At 63.2% G+C, this 23,660-nt stretch carries 26 protein-coding genes and 2 pseudogenes; 9 read left to right on the top strand and 19 right to left on the bottom strand.

What is annotated here, in order from left to right; genetic code table 11:
* Window positions 1-7 precede the first annotated feature (7 nt).
* The 6 genes from YUA_RS0137185 to YUA_RS0137160 all read right to left on the bottom strand — a co-directional run bounded on the left by YUA_RS0137185 (window position 8) and on the right by YUA_RS0137160 (window position 5,479).
* On the bottom strand, window positions 8-652 hold the full coding sequence (locus YUA_RS0137185; RefSeq protein WP_027535197.1) for a DUF47 domain-containing protein: 645 nt from the start codon (window positions 650-652) through the stop codon (window positions 8-10).
* Between the two features lie 155 nt (window positions 653-807).
* The gene (locus YUA_RS0137180) at window positions 808-1,776 is read right to left on the bottom strand and encodes a branched-chain amino acid ABC transporter permease (protein ID WP_027535196.1); all 969 of its coding nucleotides are present in this window, start codon (window positions 1,774-1,776) and stop codon (window positions 808-810) included.
* 1 nt (window position 1,777) lies between these two features.
* Window positions 1,778-2,641, bottom strand: coding sequence for a branched-chain amino acid ABC transporter permease (locus tag YUA_RS0137175; protein ID WP_027535195.1), 864 nt, complete (start codon window positions 2,639-2,641; stop codon window positions 1,778-1,780).
* Between the two features lie 72 nt (window positions 2,642-2,713).
* Window positions 2,714-3,934 (bottom strand): ABC transporter substrate-binding protein, encoded by a 1,221-nt coding sequence (locus YUA_RS0137170; protein WP_027535194.1) that lies wholly within the window; start codon window positions 3,932-3,934, stop codon window positions 2,714-2,716.
* A 50-nt stretch (window positions 3,935-3,984) separates the two neighbouring features.
* Complete coding sequence (locus YUA_RS0137165) at window positions 3,985-4,731, bottom strand: ABC transporter ATP-binding protein (RefSeq protein WP_027535193.1); 747 nt, start codon at window positions 4,729-4,731, stop codon at window positions 3,985-3,987.
* Window positions 4,724-5,479 (bottom strand): ABC transporter ATP-binding protein, encoded by a 756-nt coding sequence (locus YUA_RS0137160; RefSeq protein WP_027535192.1) that lies wholly within the window; start codon window positions 5,477-5,479, stop codon window positions 4,724-4,726. Before YUA_RS0137160 ends, YUA_RS0137165 begins: the two co-directional genes overlap by 8 nt.
* A 335-nt stretch (window positions 5,480-5,814) precedes the next feature.
* Here YUA_RS0137160 and YUA_RS0137155 point away from each other — a divergent pair, with 335 nt between their 5' ends.
* Window positions 5,815-6,465, top strand: a complete 651-nt coding sequence (locus tag YUA_RS0137155) for a PAS domain-containing protein (RefSeq protein ID WP_051383602.1) — start codon at window positions 5,815-5,817, stop codon at window positions 6,463-6,465.
* A 9-nt stretch (window positions 6,466-6,474) separates the two neighbouring features.
* Here the strand turns inward: YUA_RS0137155 and YUA_RS0137150 are convergent, their stop codons facing one another.
* The gene (locus tag YUA_RS0137150; RefSeq protein ID WP_027535190.1) at window positions 6,475-6,840 is read right to left on the bottom strand and encodes an ArsC family reductase; all 366 of its coding nucleotides are present in this window, start codon (window positions 6,838-6,840) and stop codon (window positions 6,475-6,477) included.
* Between the two features lie 107 nt (window positions 6,841-6,947).
* Between YUA_RS0137150 and YUA_RS0137145 the strand changes: the two genes are divergently transcribed.
* On the top strand, window positions 6,948-7,319 hold the full coding sequence (locus tag YUA_RS0137145; protein ID WP_027535189.1) for a tRNA-binding protein: 372 nt from the start codon (window positions 6,948-6,950) through the stop codon (window positions 7,317-7,319).
* A 2-nt stretch (window positions 7,320-7,321) separates the two neighbouring features.
* Here YUA_RS0137145 and YUA_RS0137140 read toward each other — a convergent pair whose 3' ends face one another.
* From YUA_RS0137140 to YUA_RS0137110, 7 genes are all read right to left on the bottom strand, one after another.
* Complete coding sequence (locus YUA_RS0137140) at window positions 7,322-8,026, bottom strand: glutathione S-transferase family protein (protein ID WP_027535188.1); 705 nt, start codon at window positions 8,024-8,026, stop codon at window positions 7,322-7,324.
* Between the two features lie 81 nt (window positions 8,027-8,107).
* Entirely contained in the window at window positions 8,108-8,251 is a 144-nt protein-coding gene (locus YUA_RS51365; protein ID WP_198029574.1) for a hypothetical protein, read from the bottom strand.
* 116 nt (window positions 8,252-8,367) lie between these two features.
* Window positions 8,368-9,033 carry a DUF429 domain-containing protein gene (locus tag YUA_RS0137130; RefSeq protein WP_027535187.1) on the bottom strand — a complete coding sequence of 222 codons (666 nt, stop codon included), beginning with the start codon at window positions 9,031-9,033 and terminating at the stop codon, window positions 8,368-8,370.
* A gap of 8 nt (window positions 9,034-9,041) precedes the next feature.
* Window positions 9,042-10,226, bottom strand: a complete 1,185-nt coding sequence (locus tag YUA_RS0137125) for a serine hydrolase (protein WP_027535186.1) — start codon at window positions 10,224-10,226, stop codon at window positions 9,042-9,044.
* A 100-nt stretch (window positions 10,227-10,326) separates the two neighbouring features.
* On the bottom strand, window positions 10,327-11,019 hold the full coding sequence (locus YUA_RS0137120; RefSeq protein ID WP_027535185.1) for a GNAT family N-acetyltransferase: 693 nt from the start codon (window positions 11,017-11,019) through the stop codon (window positions 10,327-10,329).
* Between the two features lie 4 nt (window positions 11,020-11,023).
* Window positions 11,024-11,371: a Lin0512 family protein gene (locus YUA_RS0137115; protein ID WP_027535184.1), complete on the bottom strand. Its 348-nt coding sequence runs from the start codon at window positions 11,369-11,371 to the stop codon at window positions 11,024-11,026.
* Between the two features lie 217 nt (window positions 11,372-11,588).
* Window positions 11,589-13,253 (bottom strand): acetolactate synthase large subunit, encoded by a 1,665-nt coding sequence (locus YUA_RS0137110; RefSeq protein WP_027535183.1) that lies wholly within the window; start codon window positions 13,251-13,253, stop codon window positions 11,589-11,591.
* A gap of 713 nt (window positions 13,254-13,966) precedes the next feature.
* Between YUA_RS0137110 and YUA_RS0137105 the strand changes: the two genes are divergently transcribed.
* Window positions 13,967-14,311 carry an MmcQ/YjbR family DNA-binding protein gene (locus YUA_RS0137105; RefSeq protein ID WP_027535182.1) on the top strand — a complete coding sequence of 115 codons (345 nt, stop codon included), beginning with the start codon at window positions 13,967-13,969 and terminating at the stop codon, window positions 14,309-14,311.
* Here the strand turns inward: YUA_RS0137105 and YUA_RS0137100 are convergent.
* Window positions 14,308-15,201 carry a LysR family transcriptional regulator gene (locus YUA_RS0137100; RefSeq protein ID WP_027535181.1) on the bottom strand — a complete coding sequence of 298 codons (894 nt, stop codon included), beginning with the start codon at window positions 15,199-15,201 and terminating at the stop codon, window positions 14,308-14,310. The genes YUA_RS0137105 and YUA_RS0137100 overlap by 4 nt on opposite strands.
* Window positions 15,202-15,327: 126 nt before the next feature.
* Between YUA_RS0137100 and YUA_RS49310 the strand changes: the two are divergent.
* A pseudogene (locus YUA_RS49310) lies at window positions 15,328-15,441 on the top strand (4-oxalocrotonate tautomerase family protein); the annotation flags it as partial.
* Between the two features lie 34 nt (window positions 15,442-15,475).
* On the opposite strand, the gene YUA_RS0137095 reads toward YUA_RS49310, so the two are convergent.
* Entirely contained in the window at window positions 15,476-17,944 is a 2,469-nt protein-coding gene (locus YUA_RS0137095) for a DEAD/DEAH box helicase (RefSeq protein ID WP_027535180.1), read from the bottom strand.
* 217 nt (window positions 17,945-18,161) lie between these two features.
* On the opposite strand from YUA_RS0137095, the gene YUA_RS0137090 reads away from it, so the two are divergent.
* Both YUA_RS0137090 and YUA_RS0137085 read left to right on the top strand, forming a co-directional pair.
* Window positions 18,162-19,034 (top strand): bifunctional helix-turn-helix transcriptional regulator/GNAT family N-acetyltransferase, encoded by an 873-nt coding sequence (locus tag YUA_RS0137090; protein ID WP_027535179.1) that lies wholly within the window; start codon window positions 18,162-18,164, stop codon window positions 19,032-19,034.
* A gap of 56 nt (window positions 19,035-19,090) precedes the next feature.
* Window positions 19,091-19,477, top strand: coding sequence for an ester cyclase (locus YUA_RS0137085; RefSeq protein WP_027535178.1), 387 nt, complete (start codon window positions 19,091-19,093; stop codon window positions 19,475-19,477).
* Between the two features lie 18 nt (window positions 19,478-19,495).
* Here the strand turns inward: YUA_RS0137085 and YUA_RS0137080 are convergent, their stop codons facing one another.
* A complete protein-coding gene (locus YUA_RS0137080) occupies window positions 19,496-20,716 on the bottom strand; it encodes an MFS transporter (RefSeq protein ID WP_027535177.1) in 1,221 nt (406 codons plus the stop codon).
* A 192-nt stretch (window positions 20,717-20,908) separates the two neighbouring features.
* On the opposite strand from YUA_RS0137080, the gene YUA_RS0137075 reads away from it, so the two are divergent.
* Window positions 20,909-21,370 carry a cupin domain-containing protein gene (locus tag YUA_RS0137075; protein WP_027535176.1) on the top strand — a complete coding sequence of 154 codons (462 nt, stop codon included), beginning with the start codon at window positions 20,909-20,911 and terminating at the stop codon, window positions 21,368-21,370.
* A gap of 17 nt (window positions 21,371-21,387) precedes the next feature.
* On the opposite strand, the gene YUA_RS0137070 is transcribed toward YUA_RS0137075, so the two are convergent.
* Entirely contained in the window at window positions 21,388-21,966 is a 579-nt protein-coding gene (locus YUA_RS0137070) for a DUF308 domain-containing protein (protein ID WP_027535175.1), read from the bottom strand.
* Window positions 21,967-22,059: 93 nt separating this feature from the next.
* A complete protein-coding gene (locus tag YUA_RS0137065; RefSeq protein WP_027535174.1) occupies window positions 22,060-22,644 on the bottom strand; it encodes a TetR/AcrR family transcriptional regulator in 585 nt (194 codons plus the stop codon).
* Between the two features lie 75 nt (window positions 22,645-22,719).
* Between YUA_RS0137065 and YUA_RS0137060 the strand changes: the two genes are divergently transcribed.
* Window positions 22,720-23,217 (top strand): peptide deformylase, encoded by a 498-nt coding sequence (locus tag YUA_RS0137060; RefSeq protein WP_027535173.1) that lies wholly within the window; start codon window positions 22,720-22,722, stop codon window positions 23,215-23,217.
* 270 nt (window positions 23,218-23,487) lie between these two features.
* Window positions 23,488-23,660: pseudogene (locus tag YUA_RS50640) on the top strand (IS701 family transposase); the annotation flags it as partial.

The following is a 23,660-nucleotide window of genomic DNA, read 5'->3' as shown; positions in this document are numbered from 1 at the left end:
CCCTGCCCTAAACCTGTTCAATGACGATACTGTTGATTTCGTTCGCCACGTCGTCGAAGCGATCGGCCACCTTTTCGAGATGGTCGTAGATCTCGACGCCGACGATGAAGTCCATCGCGCTGCCGTCGCGGTGTTTGAGGAACAGCTCCTTCAGACCGATGTCGTGGAGATCGTCGACGCGGCCCTCCAGTTTGGTCAGCTCTTCCGTGATCGCGGTCAGCATCGCGACGTTCGGGCCGATCGACTGCATCAGCGGCAACGCACGTCCCACCAGGTTGGCGCATTCGATCAGCAGCGCGCCGATCTCGCGCATCGGCGGCTCGAAGGTGCGGACCTCGAACAGCATCACGGCCTTCGCGGTCTGTTGCATCTGGTCGATGGCATCATCCATCGACGTAATCAGGTTCTTGATGTCGCCGCGGTCGAACGGCGTGATGAAGGTGCGGCGCACCGCCGTTAGCACCTCACGGGTGATGCTATCGGCATCGTTCTCGAACTGGTTGACGCGCTGACAGTAGACCGGCGTCTCCTCGCCGCCATTCAGCACGTCCTGAAGCGCGATCGCGCCCTGGATCACGGTCTGGGCGTGGCGGTCGAACAGGTCGAAGAACCGTTCTTCCTTGGGCAGGAAGGCGCGAAACCATCGCATCATGGGGATAGGCTACCGGTTGGAAATGGCCCGGCCCGAGCGAGCCGTCACAAAACTGTCATAGACCATTTTCGATCCGCGCGCGTGCCACCTCACGCCCGCAGAGCCGGATCATCCACCGCTTTCGCGCACCAATAAATTGGCGCGATATCAATGATTTAGAGCGAACGCCGGAAGTAATGGGCAACTTCGCCAACGACGCCCCGGCGGAAGGTGAGCACGCAGATCACGAAGATCGAGCCCTGGATCACCGTCACCCATTGGCCGAAGCCGGCCAGATATTGCTGCATGGCGATGATCGCGAAGGCGCCGACCACGGGACCAAAAATGGTGCCGAGACCGCCGACCAGCGTCATCAGCACGACTTCGCCCGACATCGTCCAGTGCACGTCTGTGAGCGAGGCGTTCTGCGCCACGAACACTTTCAGCGCGCCGGCAAAGCCTGCCAGCGTCCCCGACAGCACGAACGCCAGGAATTTGTACTGATCGGTCCGGTAGCCGAGCGAGATCGCGCGCGGCTCGTTCTCGCGGATCGACTTCAGAACCTCGCCGAACGGCGAGTTGATGATGCGGTAGATCAGCAGGAAGCCCGCGAGGAAGCCGACCAGCACGACATAGTAGAGCACGGTCGGCTTGGACAGGTCGAGCACGCCGAACATGTGCCCCTGCGGAATGCCCTGGATGCCGTCCTCACCATGGGTGAACGGCGCCTGGAGATAGATGAAGTACAGGAGCTGCGACAGCGCCAGCGTGATCATCGAGAAATAGATCCCCTGGCGGCGGATCGAGATGAACCCTGTGATGAGCGACAGCCCGAATGCCGCGGCGATGCCGACGAGAATGCCGAGCTCGGGCGGCAGCGCCCATACTTTCAGCGCGTGCGCGCTGCAATAGCCGGCGGTGCCCATGAACATCGCGTGGCCGAACGACAACAGGCCGCCATAGCCGATCAGAAGGTTGAAGGCGCAGGCGAGCAGTGCGAAGCACAGGGCCTGCATCACGAAGAACGGATAGACTCCGGTAAAGGGCACCGACGCCAGCAGCAGCGCCATCACCGCGAACACGATCATCTCGTCACGCATCGCGCGCGGGGTCATCGGCACCGTGTCGTCCGTCAAGGCTGTCATATCAGGCTGCCCTTCCCGTCAATCCCGTTGGCTTCACCAAGAGCACCAGCACCATCAGCACGAACACGACGGTGTTGGAGGCCTCGGGGTAAAAATATTTGGTCAGGCCCTCGATCACACCGAGAGCGAAGCCGGTGATGATGGAGCCCATGATCGATCCCATGCCCCCGATCACCACCACCGCGAACACCACGATGATGAGGTCGGCGCCCATCAGCGGCCGGACCTGGTTGATCGGCGCCGAGAGCACGCCCGCGAGCGCGGCCAGGCCGACGCCGAGGCCGTAGGTCAACGTGATCATGCGCGGCACGTTGATACCGAAGGCACGCACCAGCGTCGGATTTTCAGTGGCGGCGCGCAGGTAAGCGCCGAGCCGCGTCTTCTCGATCAGGAACCAGGTCGCAATGCACACGACCAGCGAGAAGATGACGACCCAGCCGCGGTAGACGGGTAAGAACATGAAGCCAAGATTCATGCCGCCCTTGAGCTGGTCCGGAATGGCGTAAGGCATGCCGGAGGAGCCAAAGTAGTTCTGGAACACGCCCTGCACGATCAGTGCGATGCCGAAGGTCAGCAGCAGGCCGTAGAGATGATCGAGCCCGGTCAGCCATTGCAGCATGGTCCGCTCCAGGATCATGCCGAAGATGCCGACGATGATCGGCGCCAGCAGCAGCGCCCACCAATAATTGATGCCGCCGAGGTTCAGCAGGAAATAGGCGACGAAGGCGCCCATCATGTAGAGCGCGCCATGGGCGAAATTGATGATGTTCAGCATGCCGAAGATCACGGCGAGCCCGAGACTGAGCAGCGCGTAGAACGAGCCGTTGATCAGTCCCACCAGTAGCTGTGCGTAGAGAGCCTGCATCGATCCAGCACCCAGTCCCTTCGGCGTTCCCAAAGTAGCGCCCGCCGGCTCGCCGCCGGCGGGCTGTTGGTCTTACTTCTTGAGCAGCGCGCACTTGCTCTCGGAGAGCGGCGTGAAGGCCTGGTCGCCCGACACCGTGCCGACGAGCTTATAGAAGTCCCACGGTCCCTTGGACTCGGAGGGCTTCTTCACCTCGAACAGATAGGCATTGTGGATGGTGCGGCCGTTCGGCTGGATCTCGCCCTTGCCGAACAGATCGTCCTCGGTCGGCATCGACTTCATCTTCTCGACGATCTTGGCGCCGTCATGAGGATTGCCGCCGAGCGCGTCCAGCGCCTTGAGATAGTGGCGCACGCCTGCATAGACACCCGCCTGCACCATGGTCGGCGGCGCGCTGTTCTTCATGCGCGCGGAAAAGCGCTTGGAGAACGCCCGGGTCTGGTCGTTCATGTCCCAGTAAAACGTCTCGGTGAAGTTGAGGCCCTGCGCGGTTTCCAGACCGATCGCCTTGACGTCGGTGAGGAACAAGAGCAGCGCCGCGAGCTTCTGGCCGCCCTTGACGATGCCGAACTCGGCCGCCTGCTTGATCGTGTTGGTGGTGTCGCCGCCGGCATTGGCAAGCCCGATGATCTTGGCCTTGGAGGCCTGTGCCTGGAGCAGGAAGGACGAGAAGTCCGGCGTGTTGAGCGGATGCTTGACGCCGCCGAGGACCTTGCCGCCGTTGGCAGTGATGACGGCGGTGGTGTCACGCTCAAGCGCCGCACCGAAGGCGTAGTCCGCGGTCAGGAAGAACCAGGTGTCACCACCGGCCTTCACCAGCGCCTGCCCCGTGGTATGGGCCAGCATGTAGGTGTCGTAGGTCCAGTGCACGGTGTTGGGCGAGCACTGCGCGTTGGTGAGGTCGGAGGTCGCGGCACCCGAATTGATGTAGACGCCGTTCTTTTCCTTCACGATGTTGTTGACGGCGAGCGCCACGCCGGAATTCGGCACGTCGACGATGATGTCGACCTTGTCGACGTCGAACCACTGCCGCGCGATCGCGGTGCCGATATCCGGCTTGTTCTGGTGATCGCCCGAGATGATGTCGATCTTCCAGCCCTTCGCGGCGAGGCCGGAATCTTCAACCGCCATCTGGGCTGCGAGCGTCGAGCCCGGACCGCCGAGGTCGGCATACAGACCGGACTGATCGGACAGTGCACCGATCTTGACCGTCTTATCCTGCGCAAAGGATGCGCCTGCGGCAGTAACGGCCAACGCCGTGCCGAGCAACAACGATGCAATCGACTTTTTCATGCTACTTCCCTCGTGAATTTTCTCGTGGCTGTCCGACCCTTTTGGCCGTACTAGACGCCGAGATAGGTGTGAAGCTTGTCCATGTTGGCGGCCAGCTCCGCATTGGAAAATCCGTCAATAATCTTGCCGTGCTCGACAACGTAATAGCGGTCGGCGACGGTGGATGCGAAGCGGAAGTTCTGCTCGACAAGGAGGATCGTGAAGCCTTCCTTCTTCAGCCGCGCAATGGTGTGGCCGATCTGCTGAATGATGACAGGCGCAAGACCTTCGGTCGGCTCGTCCAGCATCAGGAAGCTCGCGCCTGTGCGCAGGATGCGCGCGATCGCGAGCATCTGCTGCTCGCCGCCAGACAGCTTGGTGCCCTGGCTCCTGAGCCGCTCCTTCAGGTTCGGAAACAGGTCGAAGATCTGCTCGAGCGGCAACCCGCCTGCGCGGACCACCGGCGGCAGCAACAGGTTCTCCCGCACGTCGAGACTGGAGAAGATTCCGCGCTCCTCCGGGCAGAACGCGATACCCATCCGCGCGATCTTGTCGGAGGTCGCGCGAATGATCTCCTGGTTGTCGAATTTGATCGAGCCAGCGCGTTTGCTGATAATGCCCATGATCGACTTCAGCGTGGTCGTCTTGCCTGCGCCGTTGCGCCCCAGCAGCGTGACGACCTCGCCCGCATTCACGTCGAAATTGATCCCGTGCAGGATGTGGGATTCGCCGTACCAGGCTTCGAGGTTGCGCACCTGGAGGATATTACCGCCGGTTGCGGCCTTCGCCGGAGCCTCGGCCATTGCAGTCTCAGGCATGACCGGCTCCCAGATAGGCTTCCTTGACGCGCTCGTCCTTGGTGAGCTCGCTGTAATGGCCTTGCGCGAGCACCTGCCCGCGCGTCAGCACGGTGATGATGTCGGACAGATTGGCCACCACGCTCAGATTATGCTCGACCATCAGGATGGTATATTTCGCCGAGATCCGCTTGATCAGCGCCGCGATCTTGTCGATGTCCTCGTGGCCCATGCCGGCCATTGGCTCGTCCAGAAGCATCATCTCCGGGTCAAGTGCCAGCGTGGTCGCGATCTCGAGCGCACGCTTGCGGCCATAAGCCATCTCGACTGCCGGCGTATTGGCAAACTCGCTGAGACCCACATCGTTCAACAACTCACGTGCACGGTCGTTGAATTGGTTGAGCACCGACTTGGAGCGCCAAAAATCAAAGGAACTGCCGTGCTGGCGCTGGAGCGCGACACGGACGTTTTCCAGTGCAGTCATATGCGGAAACACCGCCGAGATCTGGAATGACCGCACCAGTCCCAAGCGCGCCACATCGGCCGGCGCCATCGCGGTGATATCCTGCCCCTTGTACAGGATTTTTCCAGCAGACGGTTTGAGGAACTTGGTCAGAAGGTTGAAGCACGTCGTCTTCCCGGCCCCGTTCGGGCCGATCAACGCGTGAATACTCCCACGGCGAACCTTGAGCGCAACGTCGCGGACGGCGAAGAAGCCCGCAAACTCCTTGGTCAAGCCTTCCGTTTCGAGAATGAACTCATCGGCCAAACAGATTTCCCCCTGCCCGCACAATGCGCGTGGCTGTCCTTGTTACTTCGGCTTTCCGGAGGCCTTGGAGCCTTCCCGAAACGCCGCCTCCGGGCGCGGAATATGCCGGAGGTGACGGGGGTTAGGCAAGGCGGAAAGCTGAGCAGGTCAGGCCTCCGGCCGGGAGTCTTATGCTCCCTTAGTTGGAGGTTTTGTGATGTCACCTGCCGGCCTTCCGGTTCGCAAGACACCGGTCATCAAGCCGTCGTTAACGGTCTTTGGTCCCGCGCGCCAGCCTTCATCAAAAATTTTCCCGCAGCGGCTATGCGCGGGTTTCATTCGCCGGGAATATTGTCTTGGATTTCGCCAGCTCCACTCCCTCCGTCGTCAAGTCGATCAAGCAGCGTGACCTGCTCAACACGTGGCTGCGACTTTATGCGCGCCAGCAGACTGCGCCGGCGATCTGGGAGTATCAGCCCGCGCGACTCGAGGAAGAGCTGTCCGATCTCATCTACTACACGGTGGACAATTCGACGCCGACGCCGCGCCTGACCATTCAGAGCGAGGGCACACGGATCTCGCGCGCCTATGGCCATACCGGCAAGGGAATCCTGCTGGAGGATTATGTCGGCCCGCGGCTCGCGCCGTTCGTCATGCCGGTCTATCACAAATGCGTCGCGCGCGGGCTTCCGGTCTATAGCGTAGCCGACGTCGACGATATCTCTGGCCGCGTCGTCGCCTATGAACGGCTGCTGCTGCCTTTTCTGACCGACGAGAAGGTCAGCCACGTCATCGCCTCGCTCAAGACCTTCTGCGAAGACGGCGGCTTCGAGATCAAGAATCTGCTGCGCGGAAATGACGCGCTGCCGCGGCCGAAACTGTGCACGGTGATCGATCGCGATCTGTTTCACCGCGCGCCCGGACGTATCGCGGCGGCTGACGTCGTCGAATTCGTCGATCAGCCCGGCGGTCCGAGCGTCACCGCCGAGATCATCGAGCTGAACTAGCTCTCTTGATTAGCTCTTCCGCGATTTGGCGCCGACTTCCTTGTTATAAATGTCCGGCTTGAAGCCTATCAGGAGCTTGCCGCCGATTTCGAGCACCGGCCGCTTGATCATCGATGGTTGCGCTAGCATCAGCGCCAGGGCCTTCCTCTCGGTCAGGCCTTCCTTATCGGCCTCGGGCAGCTTCTTGAAGGTGGTGCCAGCACGATTGAGGAGCGTCTCCCAGCCGAGCTTGTCGCTCCATTGCTTGAGCTTGTCCTTCTCCACGCCGACGGCCTTGTAATCGTGGAACTCGTAGGCGATGCCATGGGTGTCGAGCCAGGCGCGCGCCTTCTTCATGGTGTCGCAGTTCTTGATGCCGTAGATGATGTTGGGCAAGACGGTCCTCGCGCATGCGTCGTGACGTGCTGTGGCGTTGTACGCAACTCCGCTTCGCGCGACAATATTGCGAACGTCGCTTTCGACCTCTTCCGAATGGACACTCCATGCACGTCACCCACGATCCCGCCGCATCCATCTCGCCCACGATCGACTTCAACACGTTCCTTGCAGTCGATATCCGCGTCGGCACCATCGTCGATGCAAAACCGTTTCCCGAGGCGCGCAAGCCGGCCTGGCGGCTGTGGATCGACTTCGGCCCGGCCATCGGCGTTCGCAAGAGTTCGGCGCAGATCACCGAAAACCATCCGCTCGAGACGCTGGTGGGACAGCAGGTCGCCGCCGTCGTCAATTTCCCGCCGCGCCAGATCGGACCTGTTGTCTCGGAGGTGCTGACGCTCGGCTTTCCCGATGCCGATGGCAAGGTCGTGCTGATGCAGCCGAGCAAACCGGTGCCGAACGGCGGGCGGCTGTTCTAGCCTCATGCCCGCTTCGGAATGTCCAGCCCGCGCTGCACAGCCGGACGTGCAAGCCCGCGTTCGAGCCACGCCGCGACCGACTTGAACTGGGTGAATTCGACGAGATCGCCGGCACCATAGAAGCCGACGAGGTTGCGCACCCAGCCGAGCATGGAAATGTCGGCGATGGTGTACTCGTCATCCATGAACCATTGCCGGCCGGCAAGATGCGTGTCCATCACGCCAAGCAGGCGTTTGGCCTCGCTGACGTAGCGATCCCGCGGCCGCTTGTCCTCAAAATCCTTGCCGGCGAATTTGTGGAAGAAGCCGACCTGGCCGAACATCGGCCCGATGCCGCCCATCTGGAAGTGCACCCACTGGATGGTCTGGTAGCGCCGCGCAGCATCGTGCGGCAACAGCTTGCCGGTCTTCTCCGCGAGATATTGCAGGATCGCACCGGACTCGAACAGCGGCAGCGGTCTGCCGCCGGGACCGTTGGGATCGACGATCGCCGGGATCTTGCCATTCGGATTGAGCGAGAGAAATTCGGGCGTGTTCTGGTCGTCCTTGCCGAAGTCCACGAGATGGACTTCGTAAGGCAGTCCGATCTCCTCCAGCATGATCGAAACCTTGACGCCGTTCGGCGTCGGCAAGGAATAGAGCTGCAGCAACTCCGGATGCTTGGCAGGCCAGCGCCTGGTGATCGGAAAGACGGACAAATCAGACATCGGGACCCCGGCTGCTTGCGTGAGATGCCGCTTAATCTAGACGAGCCATCTAAGGGCGCAAGGCCGGGTCGTTCAGCCGAATTACAACGGCCGCAGCAGATAATTTGTGGCGTAGACCACGTCGCGTTGAGCGCGCTGCTCGACGAAGAGCTGCGCGGTGACGAGCAATGCTGCGGCAAAGACGAGCGCGAGCATCGCTGTCGCGAACTGACTGGCATCATTCATCGCACGAGCTTCTCTCAATTCTGTTCGGACGGGGAACGCGGCCGGCCATCGCCAGTTCCTGCATGATTCAAATAATTTGCCTGTTTTTCCCGGACGCGGGGCTGCCAGCCACCGCCTCAGTAATGGATCTCCATCCGCAGGCCGCGCGGATCGATCTCATCTCCGCCCACACGCTGCGTACTGTCCCGCGCCGCGACTGCGCAGGCGCAGGCATCGATGAGATCGTCGCGGCCGATGCCGGTGCTGTGGCGCAGCGTCAGCCATTTCGGCAAGCGCGTGAAGCCGCGTTGCGCCAATAGCGCGATGCGTAGCTCGCGGCCTTCCGCCGATGTCTTCTTCGCGAGCCGGACTCGCCCCGCGAGATTCCAGAGGATCAATTCCGGATGTGCCTCGCCGATCGTCGCTTGCCGTTCCGGCGTCATGATCTCGTCGACCTCCCTGATCTTGCCGGAGATATTCCAGAGCTGGGCCGAGACACCCCTGCCCTTGCCTTCGTGCTCCCAATAGTGCCGGTTGGCCGCCGCCATGTCGGGAAATATCCAGAGATCGCGGCGGGCCCCGAGGAATACAGCGGGGCCCACCATTTCACGCGCACGCAGGTCACATCTTCGATAACCTTCGGTCTTCAACCCAATCGGCATGTCGATCATCGCACGCGCATGCGGCATCGCGAGCAGACGCGTGAGGCCCGGAGAATAGTCGAATCCGTGATCGCCGCGATCATCGATCCACGCTGCAACCCAGCCGAAGCGAAATCCATCGAGACCGAGATAATTCGGCACGCCGGCCGTCAGCCTCCGGCCGCCTGGTAGGCCAGACGCTTGAACTCGAAGAAGAACGGATTCCAGAAGCCCAGGTGGCGCTGGGCCATCAGGACGCCGGCGGTATTGGCCTCAGGGCAAATCCACCAATGGGTGCCGGCGAGCCCGCCCCACTGGAATTCGCCGGTGGAATTCGGAGGATCGAACTGCGTCGGCGCGAAGGTCACGGCGCCGCCGAGGCCAAATCCCTTGCCGGGCATCGGCCCCAGATTGGCGAAGCGGATGGTCTGGCCTTCCGGCAACTGGTTGGTCATCATCAGCCGCAACGTCTCCGGCTTCAGCAGCGCATCCGGACCGGGTACCAGGGCGCGCACCAGCGCGAGCATGTCCGGCAGGGTCGAGACCAATCCGCCGCCCCCCGACAGCCGCGGGAACGGCCGTCGATAGGCCTGCGGATACGGCAGATGATCGGCGCGCGTCAGGCCCGGCTTCGTGGGATCGAGCACGTCGGCACCGATATAGTGCGCAACCAGCCTGCCCTGCTGCGCTTCAGGCACGGAGAAGCCGGTATCGGTCATGCCGAGCGGATCGAGGATACGGGCCTTGAAGACGACGTCGAGCGGCTTGCCCGAGACGACCTCCACGACGCGGCCGAGCACGTCGGTCGCCACCGAATATTCCCAGCTCGTGCCGGGATGATAGGACAGCGGCAGATCAGCGAGCTTGTCGATCATGTCGGTCAACGGCGTCAGCGGGTTGAGCACGCCCGCGGCGTTGTAGCCTTTGAACAGCACTGTGCCGGGATCGAAGATGCCGTAGCTGAGACCCGACGTGTGGGTCAGCAACTGACGGATCGTGATTTGGCTTTTCGCCGGCTCGACATCGGCGAGGCTCGAAGCGCCCTGCTTCAGCACCTTGCGATTGCCAAGCTGCGGCAGGAATTTCTCGATTGGGTCATCGAGCCCGATCCGGCCCTCCTCGACCAGCAGCATGATCGCGGAGGTGACGAAGATCTTGGTGTTGGAGAACGCGCGGAAAATGTGGTCCGGCCGGAGCGCCGTCTTCGCCTCGCGATCGGCAAAGCCAACGCATTGCTGGTCGACCACTTCGCGTCCACGCAGCACGACCCAGGACACGCCGGGGATGATCTCCTGATCGACATAGCGCTGCATCGCCGTCCGTGCTGCGGAAAAATCTGGTGTCCTGGCGTCCATAAATAGGCTCCTCCCCGAATTGATCGCGATGGATATAGCAACGAATCGGCCACGGGGAAGCCCGTTCGACCTCCTCGTCCCGGCGTGCAGCGCCAGGCCGTCATTCCTGCTTCATGAAGGCCGTCACGTGCAGACGACGGCGGATGCGCATGTCCTGGCGCTGATAGAGCGCAATGGCGGATGTGTTGTTCGAAAACACGTGCAGGAAGGGAATCTCGCCGCGCGCTTCGATCTGGCGCGCGACCGCCGCGAGCAGCGCTTGCGCGTAGCCGCGCCCGCGAAAGTCGGGATGGACGCAGACCGCCGTCATCTCGACGAACTTGCCCGGCTTCATGCGCTCGCCCGTCATCGCGACCAGCTCTCCGCCAGCGCGAATGCCGAGGAACGTGCCGAGCTCATGCGTTCGCAACGCGAACGGCCCGGGCTTGGTCAGCGCCGTCAGCGCCATCATCGCCGGAACGTCGGGCTCACCGAGCCTCACGATCTCCACGCCACGCAACGGACTGTCGGCGGGCGAGCCGATCATCTGCTCGCCGGTCTCGGCCAGCACGACCTTGAAGCCGGCCGGCACATCAACCGGCTCCGGCGTAAACAGCGCGGCAACTTGCGAGCCCGACATGAGATCACCGAGCGCGACAAAGCTTGCCGCGGACATGTCGGCCATATCGGCGAATGGCGTCATGTCCACGGGATAGCGCAGCGCCCGCGGGCCGCCTTCGGCCAGATGCTTATGGCTCGTCGTCAGCGCGCTCCAGATCGGACGATCCAGTAGCCTCAGATCGCTGTCGGACACCGGCCTAATCCTTGTCGAAGCTGACGATGACAGCGGCGTTGGCGATGAGGATGGGGTCGTTGGCCTGCTCCGTGGCCGATGGAATCTCCAGCCCGCCCTTGACGGCGTTGACGGTCACGGTGCCATAGGGAAGCTCCTTGGCAACCGCCTCCTTGTCGACGGCCTCGGGATTGGGCACGCCGATGGTGACGTCGACGAACATGTCGTTCGCGGTCTTGCCGATCATCCGGAAGAAACCGAGGCTCGAATGCCGGATCGCATCCGACACCGCCCGCTTCGCCGCCTTGGTGGCGTCCCTGCCGTGAACGTCGACGCCCATGCCCATCTCGGTGATACAGCGAACGCGAGTCATATCTTATTCCTGTTTTTGGTTGGATGATGGTCAGTGTCGTTGATTGGGGAGCACGAGACAAGCTCCTCTCGTGTCCCGGACGCGCTGCAACGCTTTAGCGTTGCTGCGCAGAGCCGGGACCCAGGAAGCCATCGAGTTCGCTGATGCGTGGGCGCCGGCTCTGCAGCGCACCGCTGAAGAAGCGCTGCGCTGCGTCCGGGGCACGAGACCGTAGTTCTCACCCCTTCGACTTCTCATGCGCCCGCAGCTCGTCGACCAGCACGCGCACGTTCTCCGAATAGTCGATCGGGATCACGACCAGATGCACGCCGCCCTCCTTGAAGGCTGCATCGAGCGTCGGGCCAAAGCTGTCGATGCTTGCGACACGATGGCCCTTGGCGCCATAAGCCTTGGCGTAGAGCACAAAATCGGGGTTGCCAAAGGTCATGCCGTAATCAGCAAAATGGTCAACGGCCTGCTTCCAGCGGATCATGCCGTAGGCGTTGTCTTCCAGCACCAGCACGACCAGATTGAGCTTGAGGCGAACGGCGGTCTCCATCTCCTGGCTGTTCATCATGAAGCCGCCGTCGCCGGCGACCGCGAGCACGCGGCAGTCGGGATAGAGCATCGCGGCCATCATCGCCGATGGCAGGCCGGCGCCCATCGTCGCCAGCGCATTGTCGAGCAGCAGCGTGTTGGCGACGCGCGTGCGGTAGTTGCGCGCGAACCAGATCTTGTACATGCCGTTGTCGAGCGCGACGATGCCGTTCTCGGGGATGACCTGGCGGATGTCGTGCACGATGCGCTGTGGCGTCGGCGGCCAGCGCGTCTCGGTGGCGCGGTCGGCGATGTGGCTGAGGATCTCTTCGCGCAACGGCAACAGCGCCGCCGCCTGCGGCAGCTTGCCTTCGAGCCGGTCGGCCAGAAGCTCCAGGCTCGGGCCGACGTCGCCGACGACCTCGGCATCGGGAAAATACACCTGCTCGACGCTGGCCGAGGTGTAGCTGACGTGAATGACTTTCGGCCCGGACGGCCCCATGATGAAGGGCGGCTTCTCGATCGCATCATGACCGATCGCGACGATCAGATCGGCGGCGTCAATGGCGTCGTGGACATAGTCGCGCTCGGACAGCGCCGCGGTGCCCATGTAGAGATTGGTGCCGCCGGGCACGGTGCCCTTGCCCATCTGCGTGGTGAAGAACGGAATGCCGGTCCGCCGTACGAAGCTCGCGATGCCGTGCGTCGAGCGCGGCCGGCTGGTCGCGGCGCCCATCATCACCAGCGGACGCTTTGCGGACAGAATCATTTCGGCGGCACGGTCGAGCGCGGCGCGGTGGGCGACCGGGATATCGATCGGGTGGATCGGGATCACAGGAACGGCCGGCACCTTGTCGCCGGCGATGTCTTCGGGCAATTCGAGATGCACCGGTCCCGGCCGCTCCTCCATTGCCACGCGAAAGGCGTCGCGCACCACGGTGGGAATCGAGGAGGCGTTGATGATCTGCCGGGACAATTTCGTCAGCGGCTTCATGGTCGCGACCACGTCCACGATCTGGAAGCGCGCCTGCCGGCTGCTCATGATCGGCTTCTGGCTGGTGATGAGGATCATCGGCATCGCGCCGAGATGCGCATAGGCAGCGCCGGTCGACAGGTTGAGCGCGCCGGGCCCAAGCGTGGAGAGACAAACGCCGGGCTTGCCCGTCAGCCTTCCATGGGTCGCGGCCATGAAGGCGGCGGCCTGCTCATGACGGGTCAGGATCAATTGGATTTTGGAAGTGCGCAGCGATTCGACGAGGTCGAGGGTTTCTTCGCCGGGCACGCCGAAGATGCGGTCAACGCCTTCGTTCTCCAGCGCCGCAACGAACAGGTCGGATCCTTTGACTTTATGGTCCCGCTCGCTCATGTCGCCTCCGCTCGCTGCTGGCTCCCGTGTTCCGGGGCGGCCCATGGTAACGGTCTGAGGCGCATGTACAACTCACAAAGCACGGTGCGGAGGCGCGCAATGCCCGTTCCGTTATCCTGAGGTGCGAGGCGTACGATGCGAACGCATCGTACGCGGAGCCTCGAAGGATGAACGGCCGAGATGCAGCTGGGCCGTCGCCCTTCGAGGCCTCCGCTTCGCTCCGGCGCCTCAGGATGACGGTGATCCATTGGCGCTGCGGTAACGTTCGGACAGATGTTCAAACCGCAGACACGCCCTCGCAGTCCACTGTGCGACAATTGCGCTATAGAAGCTGCACAGCGGCATACAGATGAAGCCCAACACACGGCCTTCCCTGCGCAGTGGTTTGACGGCTTATGACGTGCTGGGAGCGATGCACTATTGCCCCCATCGCCTCGCAGATGGCTGATGGGCGGATCCGGTTGGACCACACATCACCGCGAGACTTGGCGCACAGGCTCCGGGCGCCAGGACCACACGATTTTGCCGTACGCAGATCACACCGGTCGTGTGCGCGACGGTTTCGCTCACGGTTGCCCGCCCTGCAAAACCCGTCGCGCCGATGTGGCCTGCGTCCACCACCGTCCGGCCCGCGTTCGAAAATCGAGGAGCAAATCACGGATCCGTGATCGCGCACTGAGCCGCATCCTGTGCTACCTCGCGGTCGCGACCGCATGACTCCCAGAACATTCGAAGCACGCTGCCTGCGCCTGCCCGCTGCCAACAAGGTGGTGCAGTGGGAAGGCACCTCCGTGTTCAAGGTCGGCGGCAAGATGTTCGCGCTCAGCGGCGGCTTTACGGCCAGCTACATGTTCAAGACTACGGACATGGCCTACGCGATGCTGATCGAGCACGGTGTTGCGCGGCCGGCGCCGTATCTGGCGCGAGCCAAATGGGTGCAGCTCGTCAGCAACAACGCGCTGCTGGATGCGGAACTGACGGCCTATCTCGCGCAAGCCCATGCCCTGATCGCGGCAAGGCTCACGCGCAAGTCGCGCAGGGAGCTTGGCCTCGACTAGAGCTTCGCCTCGCCAAAAATGCGCCCCACCCAGTCGAGGAAGACGCGCAGCCGCAGCGTGAGCTGGCGGTTTTGCGGATAGAGCGCCGACAGCGGCGTCGGTGACGGCGGATGGTTTTGCAGCACCTCGACCAGCGCGCCGCTGGCGAGGTCGTCCGCAAAGCGATAGCGCGGCGCCTGCACCAGGCCGAAGCCGAGCCGCGCCAGATCCGCCATCGTGTCCGAATTGTTCACCCTGATCCGGCTCGGCAGCACGATGTTGCGCAAGCCGCCGTTGACTGAAAACTCGAGCGGCAGCACGTCGCCGGTCCGCGACGAGATGAAGCCGACCATCTGATGCCCGTCGAGTTCATCGGGTGATGCGGGCGTGCCCTGCACGGCCAGATAAGCCGGGCTCGCCACCGTGACTTCCGCAATCGAGCCGAGACGGCGCTGGATCATGCCGCTGTCGTCCGGCTGGCCCGAGCGGATGACGCAGTCGACTCCCTCGCGCACGAGATCGACGAGACGATCGCCCTGCCCGATCTGCAGCTCGATCAGCGGATGGCGTGCCAGGAACTCGGGCAGTTTTGGCAGAATGAAGGTGCGCGTCAGCAGCGGATGCGCATCGAACCGCAACAGCCCGCGCGGCTGGGCGTCGCGCATCGCGCTCTCCGCCTCCTCTACCTCCGCCAGGATCGCGACGCAGCGGCGATAATATTCCTCACCGTCGAGCGTCGGCGTAACATGCCGCGTGGTGCGTTCGAGCAGGCGCACACCGAGATGGGCCTCGAGGCCGCGCAGGACTTCGCTTGCGGTGGAACGCGGCAGACCGAGATCGACCGCTGCAGCGGTGAAGCTGCGCCTTTCCACAAGGCGGACGAACAGGCGCATGGTCTCGAAGCGGTCCATGGCCCGATTGTTCAACATAGCCGACAGGTGATGGCAAGGGTGGCCGGATTATCCGCCGCAGACGATCGGGTATCTCCCGCGCAGGCGACACCGGATGACCGGCCATCGCGTTCACGGAGACTGATCATGCCTTTTGCCAACATCAAGGTGTCGCAGGCCGCGCTGTCGACCGCGCAAAAAGAGGAGATCGTGCATCGCGTGACCGCGATGTTCGTCGATTATTTCAGCGAAGCGGGTCGAGGGCTTATCGATCTTCCAACAGTGGTGTGGTCAGTCATGCTGTCCCGCCGCGCAATGTACTGGCCAACGCAGAGAGTACGTCGGCCAGACGGCTCGCGGTCTCCGGAGAGGGGAGCGGGATCCTGAGGCTTTGCGAACCATTGCCAGGGTCGCGCTCGATTCGGGGACGAGCAGGCGAGCCGGCACCATTTGCCGCAGCGATGGCGCCGATGAACTGCGCTCCCATTTCAGCCAGCGCCAACCACGGATCGGACGGCACGTCACGGGACGCCGTAGCGGCTTCCTCGGCGGCTTGTACGACGGAGACTTCCCCTGCGGAATCGCCCAAGGATTCGGCATCGCCGGCGCCATCGGCCGGCCCGCCCTCCTCCGTCGCAGTGACCGCCTCGCCGCTTCCCATGCTCCCGGTCACACTCTCGACATCCTTCATGAAGCGGGTCAGCCGCGATCCGCCCAACGAGACCTCATTGCTGCCTCCGTCGAGAATGCCTTCCGCCAGCGAGCGCTTAAACGCCAGGACCGATAGCATGCCTTCTTCGATGGTCCCCTTCGCGACGAAATTGACGATCTGGACCGGCCGAGCCTGGCCGAGGCGATGAACGCGCGCGATGCGTTGCTCGAGAACGGCGGGATTCCACGGCAGGTCCATATTCACCAGGGTCGAGGCGTGCTGTAGATTGAGACCCGTGCTGCCGGCGTCGGTCGACAGGAACACGCGACAGGCCGGATCGTCCCGGAAGCGCCGGATCAGCTCCGGCCGCTTCTCCGACGGCACGCCACCATGGAAACTGACATAGCCGATCCCGCGCGCCTCCAGGCGGCGGATGACGATCTCGTGGGTCCGCGTCCACTGTGAGAACACCACGGCCTTGGCGTCCGGCTCGGCGAACAACTGATCGAGCAACGCGGCAACCTCGTCGGCCTTGACACCGTGGTCGGTCTCCTGATCCAGCAAATAGGTGCTGTTGCAGGACATCCGCATGTTCTGAAGAGCGCACATTAGCTGCCGCTGATCCCTGTCGGACAGAAATCTGGACTTGCGCCACCGGTGCACGATCTTTGCCACGTGATCGGCATTTTCCCGATGATAGTCCATCTGCGGCTCGGTCATCGGCACCAGCATGGTCTGGTCGGTCCGGCTCGGCAGTTGCCGCAGCACCTCGGATTTGCGCCGGCGGATCATGACCGGCGCCAGGGTCTCACCGATCTTGTCCAACCCGCGGTAGCCTGTGACACGGCCGCTCTCGTCCTTGAGCTGATGTTCATGCAGCAGCTTCCAGGTCGGGCCCAACCGGTGCTGATCGACGAACTGGACGATGGAGATCAGTTCTTCCAGCTTGTTCTCCAAGGGCGTTCCCGTGAGCACCATCGCATAAGGACTGTCGATGCGCTTCAGCGCTCGCGCGGCGACCGTATTCCAGTTCTTGACGCGCTGGGCCTCATCGACGATGACCAGTTCGGGTGCCCATGCGGCGATCAGGTCGAGATCGGGCTGGAGCTTCTCGTAGTTCGTGATCTTGCAGAAATCGTCCAGCGCGTAGTCCTTCTCCCGTTGCGGGCGGCCACCGCTGATGACGCGCGCCCCGCGCTTGTCACGCCGCCCCGAAAACCGCGCCAGTTCGCTTTGCCACTGGTATTTGAGCGAGGTCGGACAAACGATCAGAACCCTGGACACGCCGAAGTGACCGGCGAGGATCTCCGTCGCAGCGATCGCCTGGATGGTCTTGCCCAATCCCATGTCGTCGCCAATCAGCGCACGGCCGGTGCTCACGGCAAAGAGTGCACCTTCGGCCTGATAGGGATAAAGCGGTATCTTCAGCAGCCCCCGCAGCTCGCGGTCAGCCGCGCCGCGTGGAAACAACTGGCGGAGCTTTGCGTCGCGGCGGTCGGCATCCCGCCGTCCCGCAACGAAGTCGAGCGCATCGTCGTAGGCGCGCAGCTCATGACCGCTCTTCGAGACCAGACGAATGAAATCATCGAGCTCGCCGAGACGATCGTCCGGCAGGAAACCGTCGCGCTCCAGGTCGAACAGACGCGCTGCGGCCTTCTGCAATTGGGGCGGGCAATCCGTGCCGGCACGAAAATGCACGCTGCGCCGACCCTGATTGGTCAGATAAAGCTCGGAAAACGCCGGCCGGTAGCCGCGCGCGAATGCCGCTTTGGCGCCGCGCTTCTTTTCGAGTTTGGCGAGCGTGAATTCGAGGTGCTTGCAAGTGCCCAGCTCGTTGGTGGCGTAATCCGGGCATGAGCAGAAATTGCCGCCGGGTCCGAGCCCGCGGACGACCACCCGATAGTTCGATTTCGAAACCGGGTTGGTGACCCGGAACTCCGAGAAGAACGGCTCGCCGCCCAAGTTCTCCAAGAGGAAGCTCTGCTCCCGGCCGAATTGACGGCGCAATCCGCGTTGCCATTCGACCGGCGACAGGTCGATTGGCGCGTGCGTGCGCAAAAGCTTGGCTGGTTTGCGCGGCGTCGCAGGACGGCGGGCTGTTGCAGATGTCATTTTACGGGCTCTCGGTCTGGCGGGCGAGTTTTGCTGCGGTCCATATTAGCGTGTGCGCAACCGCGGCATAACCAGCCCGCACCGAAATCCACTGTCATTACAATGAGCGGCACTCCGTGGTCACGAGACGTACCATCCGTTCCCTGCCATCCGTTCCCTGGAGCGCACCCATGCGAGGCGAGATTGACAGGCCATTGTATCTGACTAAAGTCAGACAATGCTCGATCCCGTCTCCCGCGTCCGCCGCTTCAACCGTGCCGTGACCTCCGCTGTCGGCGCGCTCGATACGTCTTTCCTCGGGCGCGGCCGGCCGCTGGGGGCGGCCCGCGTGCTCAATGCGATCGGACACGGACGCTCCGACGTCAGCGAGGTCCGCGACTATCTCGGCCTCGATTCCGGGCTAATGAGCCGGCTGTTGCGCAGCCTGGAAGATGAAGGCCTGATCGAGACTCAAGCGCATGAGGACGATGCGCGGCGCCGCGTGGCCAGCCTGACGCGTGCAGGCAAGCGCGAATTCGCGGCCTATGAGACGCTGTCGAATACGCAGGCCGAAAGCCTTCTCGCCCGGAATGCGCAAGCCGAGGCGCTGCTCGCGGCGATGGATCTGATCGCGTCCGCGCTGACGCGCGACCGTATCGCGCTGACCGAGAGGGATCCGCGAAGCGACGAGGCACGCTATTGCCTCAGGGAATATTACGCCGAGCTCGGCCGCCGCTTCAAACAGGGGTTTGACGTCTCGCTGTCGCGCGATCCCGATGCCAAGGACATGCGCCGGCCGCGCGGCAGCTTCATCGTGGCGATGTCGGACACGCTGCCGATCGGCTGCATCGGCCTGAAGGGAACGGACCACGGCTATGCCGAGATCAAGCGGCTGTGGGTTGCCCCCTCCGCGCGCGGATTGGGGCTCGGCAAGCGCTTGATGGATGAAGCGGAGGATGCCGCACGCACGCTCGACATCGCGCTGCTGCGGCTCGACACCAACAGCGCGCTGCCGGAAGCCGGCCAGCTCTACCGCACCACCGGCTGGCGCGAGATCCCGCGCTTCAACGACGACCCGTATCCAGATCTGTTCTTCGAAAAACGCCTGTGAACGGCGCGCCGATTCCCCTGCTCCCGCGTTAGGCTGGGAGCCGCAGGAATATCGCCATGACCGGAGCCGAACTCGCCAGCCTCTATCGCGACTACATCGCCTGCCTGAACCGGCGGGATTGGCCTATGCTCGGCCAGTTCGTGCACGACGAGGTCGCCCACAATGCGCGGCCGCTTGGGCTCGCGGGCTATCGCGCGATGCTGGAGCAGGATTTTCGCGAGATTCCGGATCTGCGTTTCGACATTGAGCTGCTGATCTCCGAACCGCCACGTATTGGCGCCCGGCTCAAATTTGATTGCGCGCCGGTCGGGACATTCCTGGGCCTCGCCGTGAACGGCCGCCGTGTGTCCTTCTGCGAAAACGTGTTCTACGAATTCGACGATGGAAAAATCCGTCAGGTGTGGTCTGTCATCGACAAGGCGGCGATTGAGGCGCAGCTCTGAGGCAGCGCCTCAATCTCGTCATGCCGCCACTGGCGCCGGCTCGGCTCGCGGCTTCGGGAACGGGCGGAACGTCATCGCCATCAGGAACGCGCCGAGACCCATCGCCCAGGAGCCGATATAAAGCCAGGCATAGCTGGAGAACGCGTCGTAGATCAGGCCGCCGGCGAGCGGCCCCGTCGCCATGCCGAGGCTGCCGGCCATCGCCGTGCCGCCGATCACGGTGCCCATCATCTTGAGCGGAAAGTTTTCGCGGATGATCACGGCATAGAGCGGCATGGTGCCGGCATAGATGAAGCCGAACACCATCGCGACCATGTAGAAGGTCGTGAGCTCACGGGCGAAGACATAAGCGAGTGCGCCGAAGGCTTGCGCCAGCAGGCCCGAGACCAGCACGCGCTTGGCGCCGAGACGGTCGCCCATCAGGCCGAAGGCGATGCGTCCGCCGAGGCCGGCCAGTCCCTCGACGCTGTAGATCGTCACCGCCGAGATCAGGGGAATGCCGCAGCTCACGGCATAGCTGACGGTGTGGATGATCGGGCCGGAATGGGTGGCGCAGCAGAAGAAATTGGTGGCGAGCAGGATGATGAATTGCGGCGAGCGCAGCGCTTCGCCCACCGACATCTCGGCTTGCGGGCCGCCCTGGCGTGCTGCTGCGGCTGGCGGATGCGCGAGCGCCGGCGGCCGGCGCACCAGGAGCGCGACCGGGATCATGATCACAGCGACCACGAGCGCCACGATCTGCATCGCGGTGCGCCAGTCATGGTTGGAGACGAGCCAGGCCGCGAATGGCGCCATCGTCATCGGCGCCACGCCCATGCCGGCCGACACCAGCGACACCGCGAGGCCGCGATGGGTGTCGAACCAGCCAGTGACGGTGGCCATCATCGGCGCGAAGATCGCGGCGCAGGAGGCACCGACCAGCAGGCCGAAGACGAACTGGAACACAATGAGCGAGGTCGCATGGCTCGCAGCAAACAGGCTCAGCGCCAGCACGATTGATCCGGTCAGCACCACCGGCAGCGGACCAAACTTGTCCGTCAACGTGCCCCAGACCATGCTGGTGAACGCCATCGCCAGGAAGCCGATCGTCATCGCGCTGGAGATGCCGGTCACCGACCAGCCGGTGTCCTTGGCGATCGGCTGCAGGAACACCGGTAGCGAAAACATGCCGCCGATCGCGACGCAGCCAAGCAAGCCGCCGGCGGCGACGATCACCCAGCGATAAGAGGAAGCAGTCATCTTTGTCTCCCGTCAGGTCTGTCTGGGTGGAAGACGATTGGGAACGGCGAACGCAGACAGGGCGACCCCACATTATTTTACGGCCGTCGCGACCGCTGCCAACCGCTGCCAACGCGTGTTCCACGGCTGGCACCTCTGGTGCGCCTGCCCGCGCTGCATACGTGCTGGCGGCAGATTTCAGGAAGGTCCCGCATGCCAAAAATCGACGTCGCTGCCGTCCCGGCCCGCAAGGGCTCCGGCTATCCCGCGCCCTTCGACGCCCCTTGCGCGGAACGCATCCGCAAGCGGCTCGGCAATGCCGGGGGCCTCTCCGATTTCGGCGTCAATCTGATGCGCCTGCCGCCGGGCAACTGGTCGAGCCAGCGGCACTGGCACTCGCACGAGGACGAATTCGTGTATGTGCTCGAAGGCGAAGTGATCCTCGTCGAAGACGACGGCGAAACCGTGCTGCGCGCCGGCGAATGCGCCGCCTTCCCGAAAGGCAGCGGCAACGGCCATCACATGATCAACCGGTCGGATGCGATCGCCGTTTACCTCGAGGTCGGCTCGCGCTGGCCCGACGACCTCACCACCTGCTCCGACATCGACATGATGAGCGCCAACTCCGACGGACGATTCGTGCACAAGGACGGCACGCCCTATCCAGGCGAATGAACGGCACCTGGGATGCCTCACGAGGCCGCACGCTGACGCCAGTCGCTGACGGTGAGCCACACGGCCGAGACGAAGAAGTAGAGCGCGCCGACCGCGGCATAGCCCGCGACATTCGCGATCGACGGAGACAGCGGCGTCGTAGCCTGAAAGATAAAGAAGCCGCCTGCGAGCGCCGACTGGCCACCGCTGAGCACCATGGCCCATTGCGCGCCAAAACTCTTCCAGCGCCGGACCGCGGTCCCCAGCTGGAGCAAACCGGACAGGATCGCCCAGGCTCCGAAGATGCCGAGCACCCAGTTCATGCTCGTTTGCAAGGCAACGATGACCGCAACGGTCGTCGCCAGGCTGACCACAACGTTCAGCGCCTGCGTGCGGTTTTGAGTGAGGCCGCCGCTACGCAAGGCGTCAACGAAATTGGCCGCGGCGTCCCATGCCGGATAGAGCACGAGCAAGGCTCCGGCGATTGCCGGAGAAGATGGTGCGACGGCAAACGCGGCAACGACCCAGGCGACGGAGAACGCCGCGCGGATGAAGTAGTATTGTTTGAGCCATTGCTCGCGATCGTCACGCACGAGATCCATTTGATAGTGAGCCATTGCCTTCGTTCCTTTACCTACTAGTTGGTAGTCTGTACGCGCGACGACATGCCTTCACCCCGTTGCCTGCGGGTGTCGTTGTCGTCGCCGATGTCAGTGTTTCGTCGACAGCCGATCCAGCAGCGGAGCGGTGATCACACCGAACATTTTGGGATCGCCGTAGGCACGCGCCGACAGCATCGCGCCATGAATGGTCGCCATGAATCCTTCAGCCTCGACCCGGGCCGTACCGGAGAGCTTGAGCTGTCCCTTCCGCTTGCCGCGCTCTATCACCGACGTCAGCCAGGACGCCAGCGAGCGGAAGTGCGAGCGGACTTCGAGCGCCACCTCCTCCGGCAGGATCGGAAGCTCGCTGGCCAGCAGCGCGCAGACGCAGAAGGGCGCCGTGGCGTCGCCGATGCACGCCTCCCAATACCCGACATAGCTTTTGAGCTGCTCGCGAGGGTCCGGAATGTTGCGCTCGAGCGTCGCCAGTCCCGCCTCGGCCTCTTCGCGATAGCGCGACACCAGCGTGCGGACCAGGTCGACCTTGCTCGCGAAATGATGGTGGATGCTCGGCTTGCGGATGCCGACGATTTCAGCAACGTCGGCATAGCTGAAGCCGTTGTAGCCGCCCGCGATGATCAGCGTGCAGGCGCAGGCCAGAATGTCGTCGGCAGTCGTGGAAACATTGGTCATGGAAGCTAACTACCTTCCAGTTGGTAGGTAGTCAAGAACGAGTGCTTCAACCATCCGTGAGTGGTAGGAGCCTGCATGACCATTCGTCCCATCGTCCGCTATCCCGACCGCCGGCTCGCCATGCCGGCCCGCCCCGTCACCGCCTTCGACGACGGCTTGCGCGAGCTTGCAGCCGATCTGCTGGAAACGATGCGCGCAGCGCCCGGAATCGGCATCACCGCGCCGCATATCGGTGTGCCCCTTCGCGTCGTCGTGCTCGAGCTCGACGCCAGGATTGGCGCGCAGACCTACGTCAATCCGCAAGTTGAATGGGCCTCGCCGGAGATGATCCTGCACCGGGAAGGCAGCGTCTCGATGCCCGGCGTCAATGACGAGGTGCAGCGCCACGCGCGCGTGCGGATCAGCTATCGGGATCTCGACGGCGACACGCGAGCTGAGGAATCGGACGGCTTGCGCGCCGTCTGCCACCAGCACGAGATCGACCAGCTCGACGGCCTGTTCTGGATCCAGCGGCTGTCGCGGCTCAAGCGCGAGCGGCTGGTGAAGAAGTTCGAGAAGGTGGCGCGATCGTAGGCGGATTAGCCGAAGGCGTAATCCGCCAATCTCATCGCGCCGCACGAAGGTGGCGGATTACGCTTCGCTAACCAATCCGCCCTACGAGCTAATCTAATTAGCCCGCGGCTGCGCGAAGCGCAGTCCGCTGGCGTAATCCGCCGAACTTTGCCGGACCAAGATGGCGGATTACGCCTTGCGGCTAATCTTACTGAGTCATTCGGTCGCGGCCGCGGTGGGCGGAGAATCAAATATTTGAGGAGATTCAATATTTGGCATGCGGAGGGCCAGATGGATCTCAATCAGGGTGAAAGCAGCGGGGCACGGTTTGCGGCCTATGTAGCTGGGCTTGGAAGTGTGATCGGTCAGGCAGTGCGGATGAGGCCGCTGCGTGACTATTGCACCGGCTTGATATTGCCGGGCGAACGTAAGAGCGTCGAGCCGATGGCTGCGCGGACGGCTCC

Source organism: Bradyrhizobium sp. WSM3983, from assembly GCF_000473045.1.
Lineage (GTDB): Bacteria > Pseudomonadota > Alphaproteobacteria > Rhizobiales > Xanthobacteraceae > Bradyrhizobium.
This window is presented reverse-complemented; position numbering and strand designations above follow the sequence as displayed.

Excerpts from the sequence above, each read along its gene's own strand:
- YUA_RS0137060 (WP_027535173.1), top strand. The coding sequence starts at position 22,720 with ATGACCATTCGTCCCATCGTCCGCTATCCCGACCGCCGGCTCGCCATG.
- YUA_RS51365 (WP_198029574.1), bottom strand. The coding sequence starts at position 8,251 with ATGAATGATGCCAGTCAGTTCGCGACAGCGATGCTCGCGCTCGTCTTT.
- YUA_RS0137180 (WP_027535196.1), bottom strand. The coding sequence starts at position 1,776 with ATGACAGCCTTGACGGACGACACGGTGCCGATGACCCCGCGCGCGATG.
- YUA_RS0137105 (WP_027535182.1), top strand. The coding sequence starts at position 13,967 with ATGACTCCCAGAACATTCGAAGCACGCTGCCTGCGCCTGCCCGCTGCC.
- YUA_RS0137100 (WP_027535181.1), bottom strand. The coding sequence starts at position 15,201 with ATGGACCGCTTCGAGACCATGCGCCTGTTCGTCCGCCTTGTGGAAAGG.
- YUA_RS0137065 (WP_027535174.1), bottom strand. The coding sequence starts at position 22,644 with ATGACCAATGTTTCCACGACTGCCGACGACATTCTGGCCTGCGCCTGC.
- YUA_RS0137185 (WP_027535197.1), bottom strand. The coding sequence starts at position 652 with ATGATGCGATGGTTTCGCGCCTTCCTGCCCAAGGAAGAACGGTTCTTC.
- YUA_RS0137070 (WP_027535175.1), bottom strand. The coding sequence starts at position 21,966 with ATGGCTCACTATCAAATGGATCTCGTGCGTGACGATCGCGAGCAATGG.
- YUA_RS0137080 (WP_027535177.1), bottom strand. The coding sequence starts at position 20,716 with ATGACTGCTTCCTCTTATCGCTGGGTGATCGTCGCCGCCGGCGGCTTG.
- YUA_RS0137075 (WP_027535176.1), top strand. The coding sequence starts at position 20,909 with ATGCCAAAAATCGACGTCGCTGCCGTCCCGGCCCGCAAGGGCTCCGGC.
- YUA_RS0137175 (WP_027535195.1), bottom strand. The coding sequence starts at position 2,641 with ATGCAGGCTCTCTACGCACAGCTACTGGTGGGACTGATCAACGGCTCG.
- YUA_RS0137125 (WP_027535186.1), bottom strand. The coding sequence starts at position 10,226 with ATGGACGCCAGGACACCAGATTTTTCCGCAGCACGGACGGCGATGCAG.
- YUA_RS0137115 (WP_027535184.1), bottom strand. The coding sequence starts at position 11,371 with ATGACTCGCGTTCGCTGTATCACCGAGATGGGCATGGGCGTCGACGTT.
- YUA_RS0137165 (WP_027535193.1), bottom strand. The coding sequence starts at position 4,731 with ATGCCTGAGACTGCAATGGCCGAGGCTCCGGCGAAGGCCGCAACCGGC.
- YUA_RS0137140 (WP_027535188.1), bottom strand. The coding sequence starts at position 8,026 with ATGTCTGATTTGTCCGTCTTTCCGATCACCAGGCGCTGGCCTGCCAAG.
- YUA_RS0137145 (WP_027535189.1), top strand. The coding sequence starts at position 6,948 with ATGCACGTCACCCACGATCCCGCCGCATCCATCTCGCCCACGATCGAC.
- YUA_RS0137095 (WP_027535180.1), bottom strand. The coding sequence starts at position 17,944 with ATGACATCTGCAACAGCCCGCCGTCCTGCGACGCCGCGCAAACCAGCC.
- YUA_RS0137110 (WP_027535183.1), bottom strand. The coding sequence starts at position 13,253 with ATGAGCGAGCGGGACCATAAAGTCAAAGGATCCGACCTGTTCGTTGCG.
- YUA_RS0137090 (WP_027535179.1), top strand. The coding sequence starts at position 18,162 with ATGCTCGATCCCGTCTCCCGCGTCCGCCGCTTCAACCGTGCCGTGACC.
- YUA_RS0137170 (WP_027535194.1), bottom strand. The coding sequence starts at position 3,934 with ATGAAAAAGTCGATTGCATCGTTGTTGCTCGGCACGGCGTTGGCCGTT.
- YUA_RS0137085 (WP_027535178.1), top strand. The coding sequence starts at position 19,091 with ATGACCGGAGCCGAACTCGCCAGCCTCTATCGCGACTACATCGCCTGC.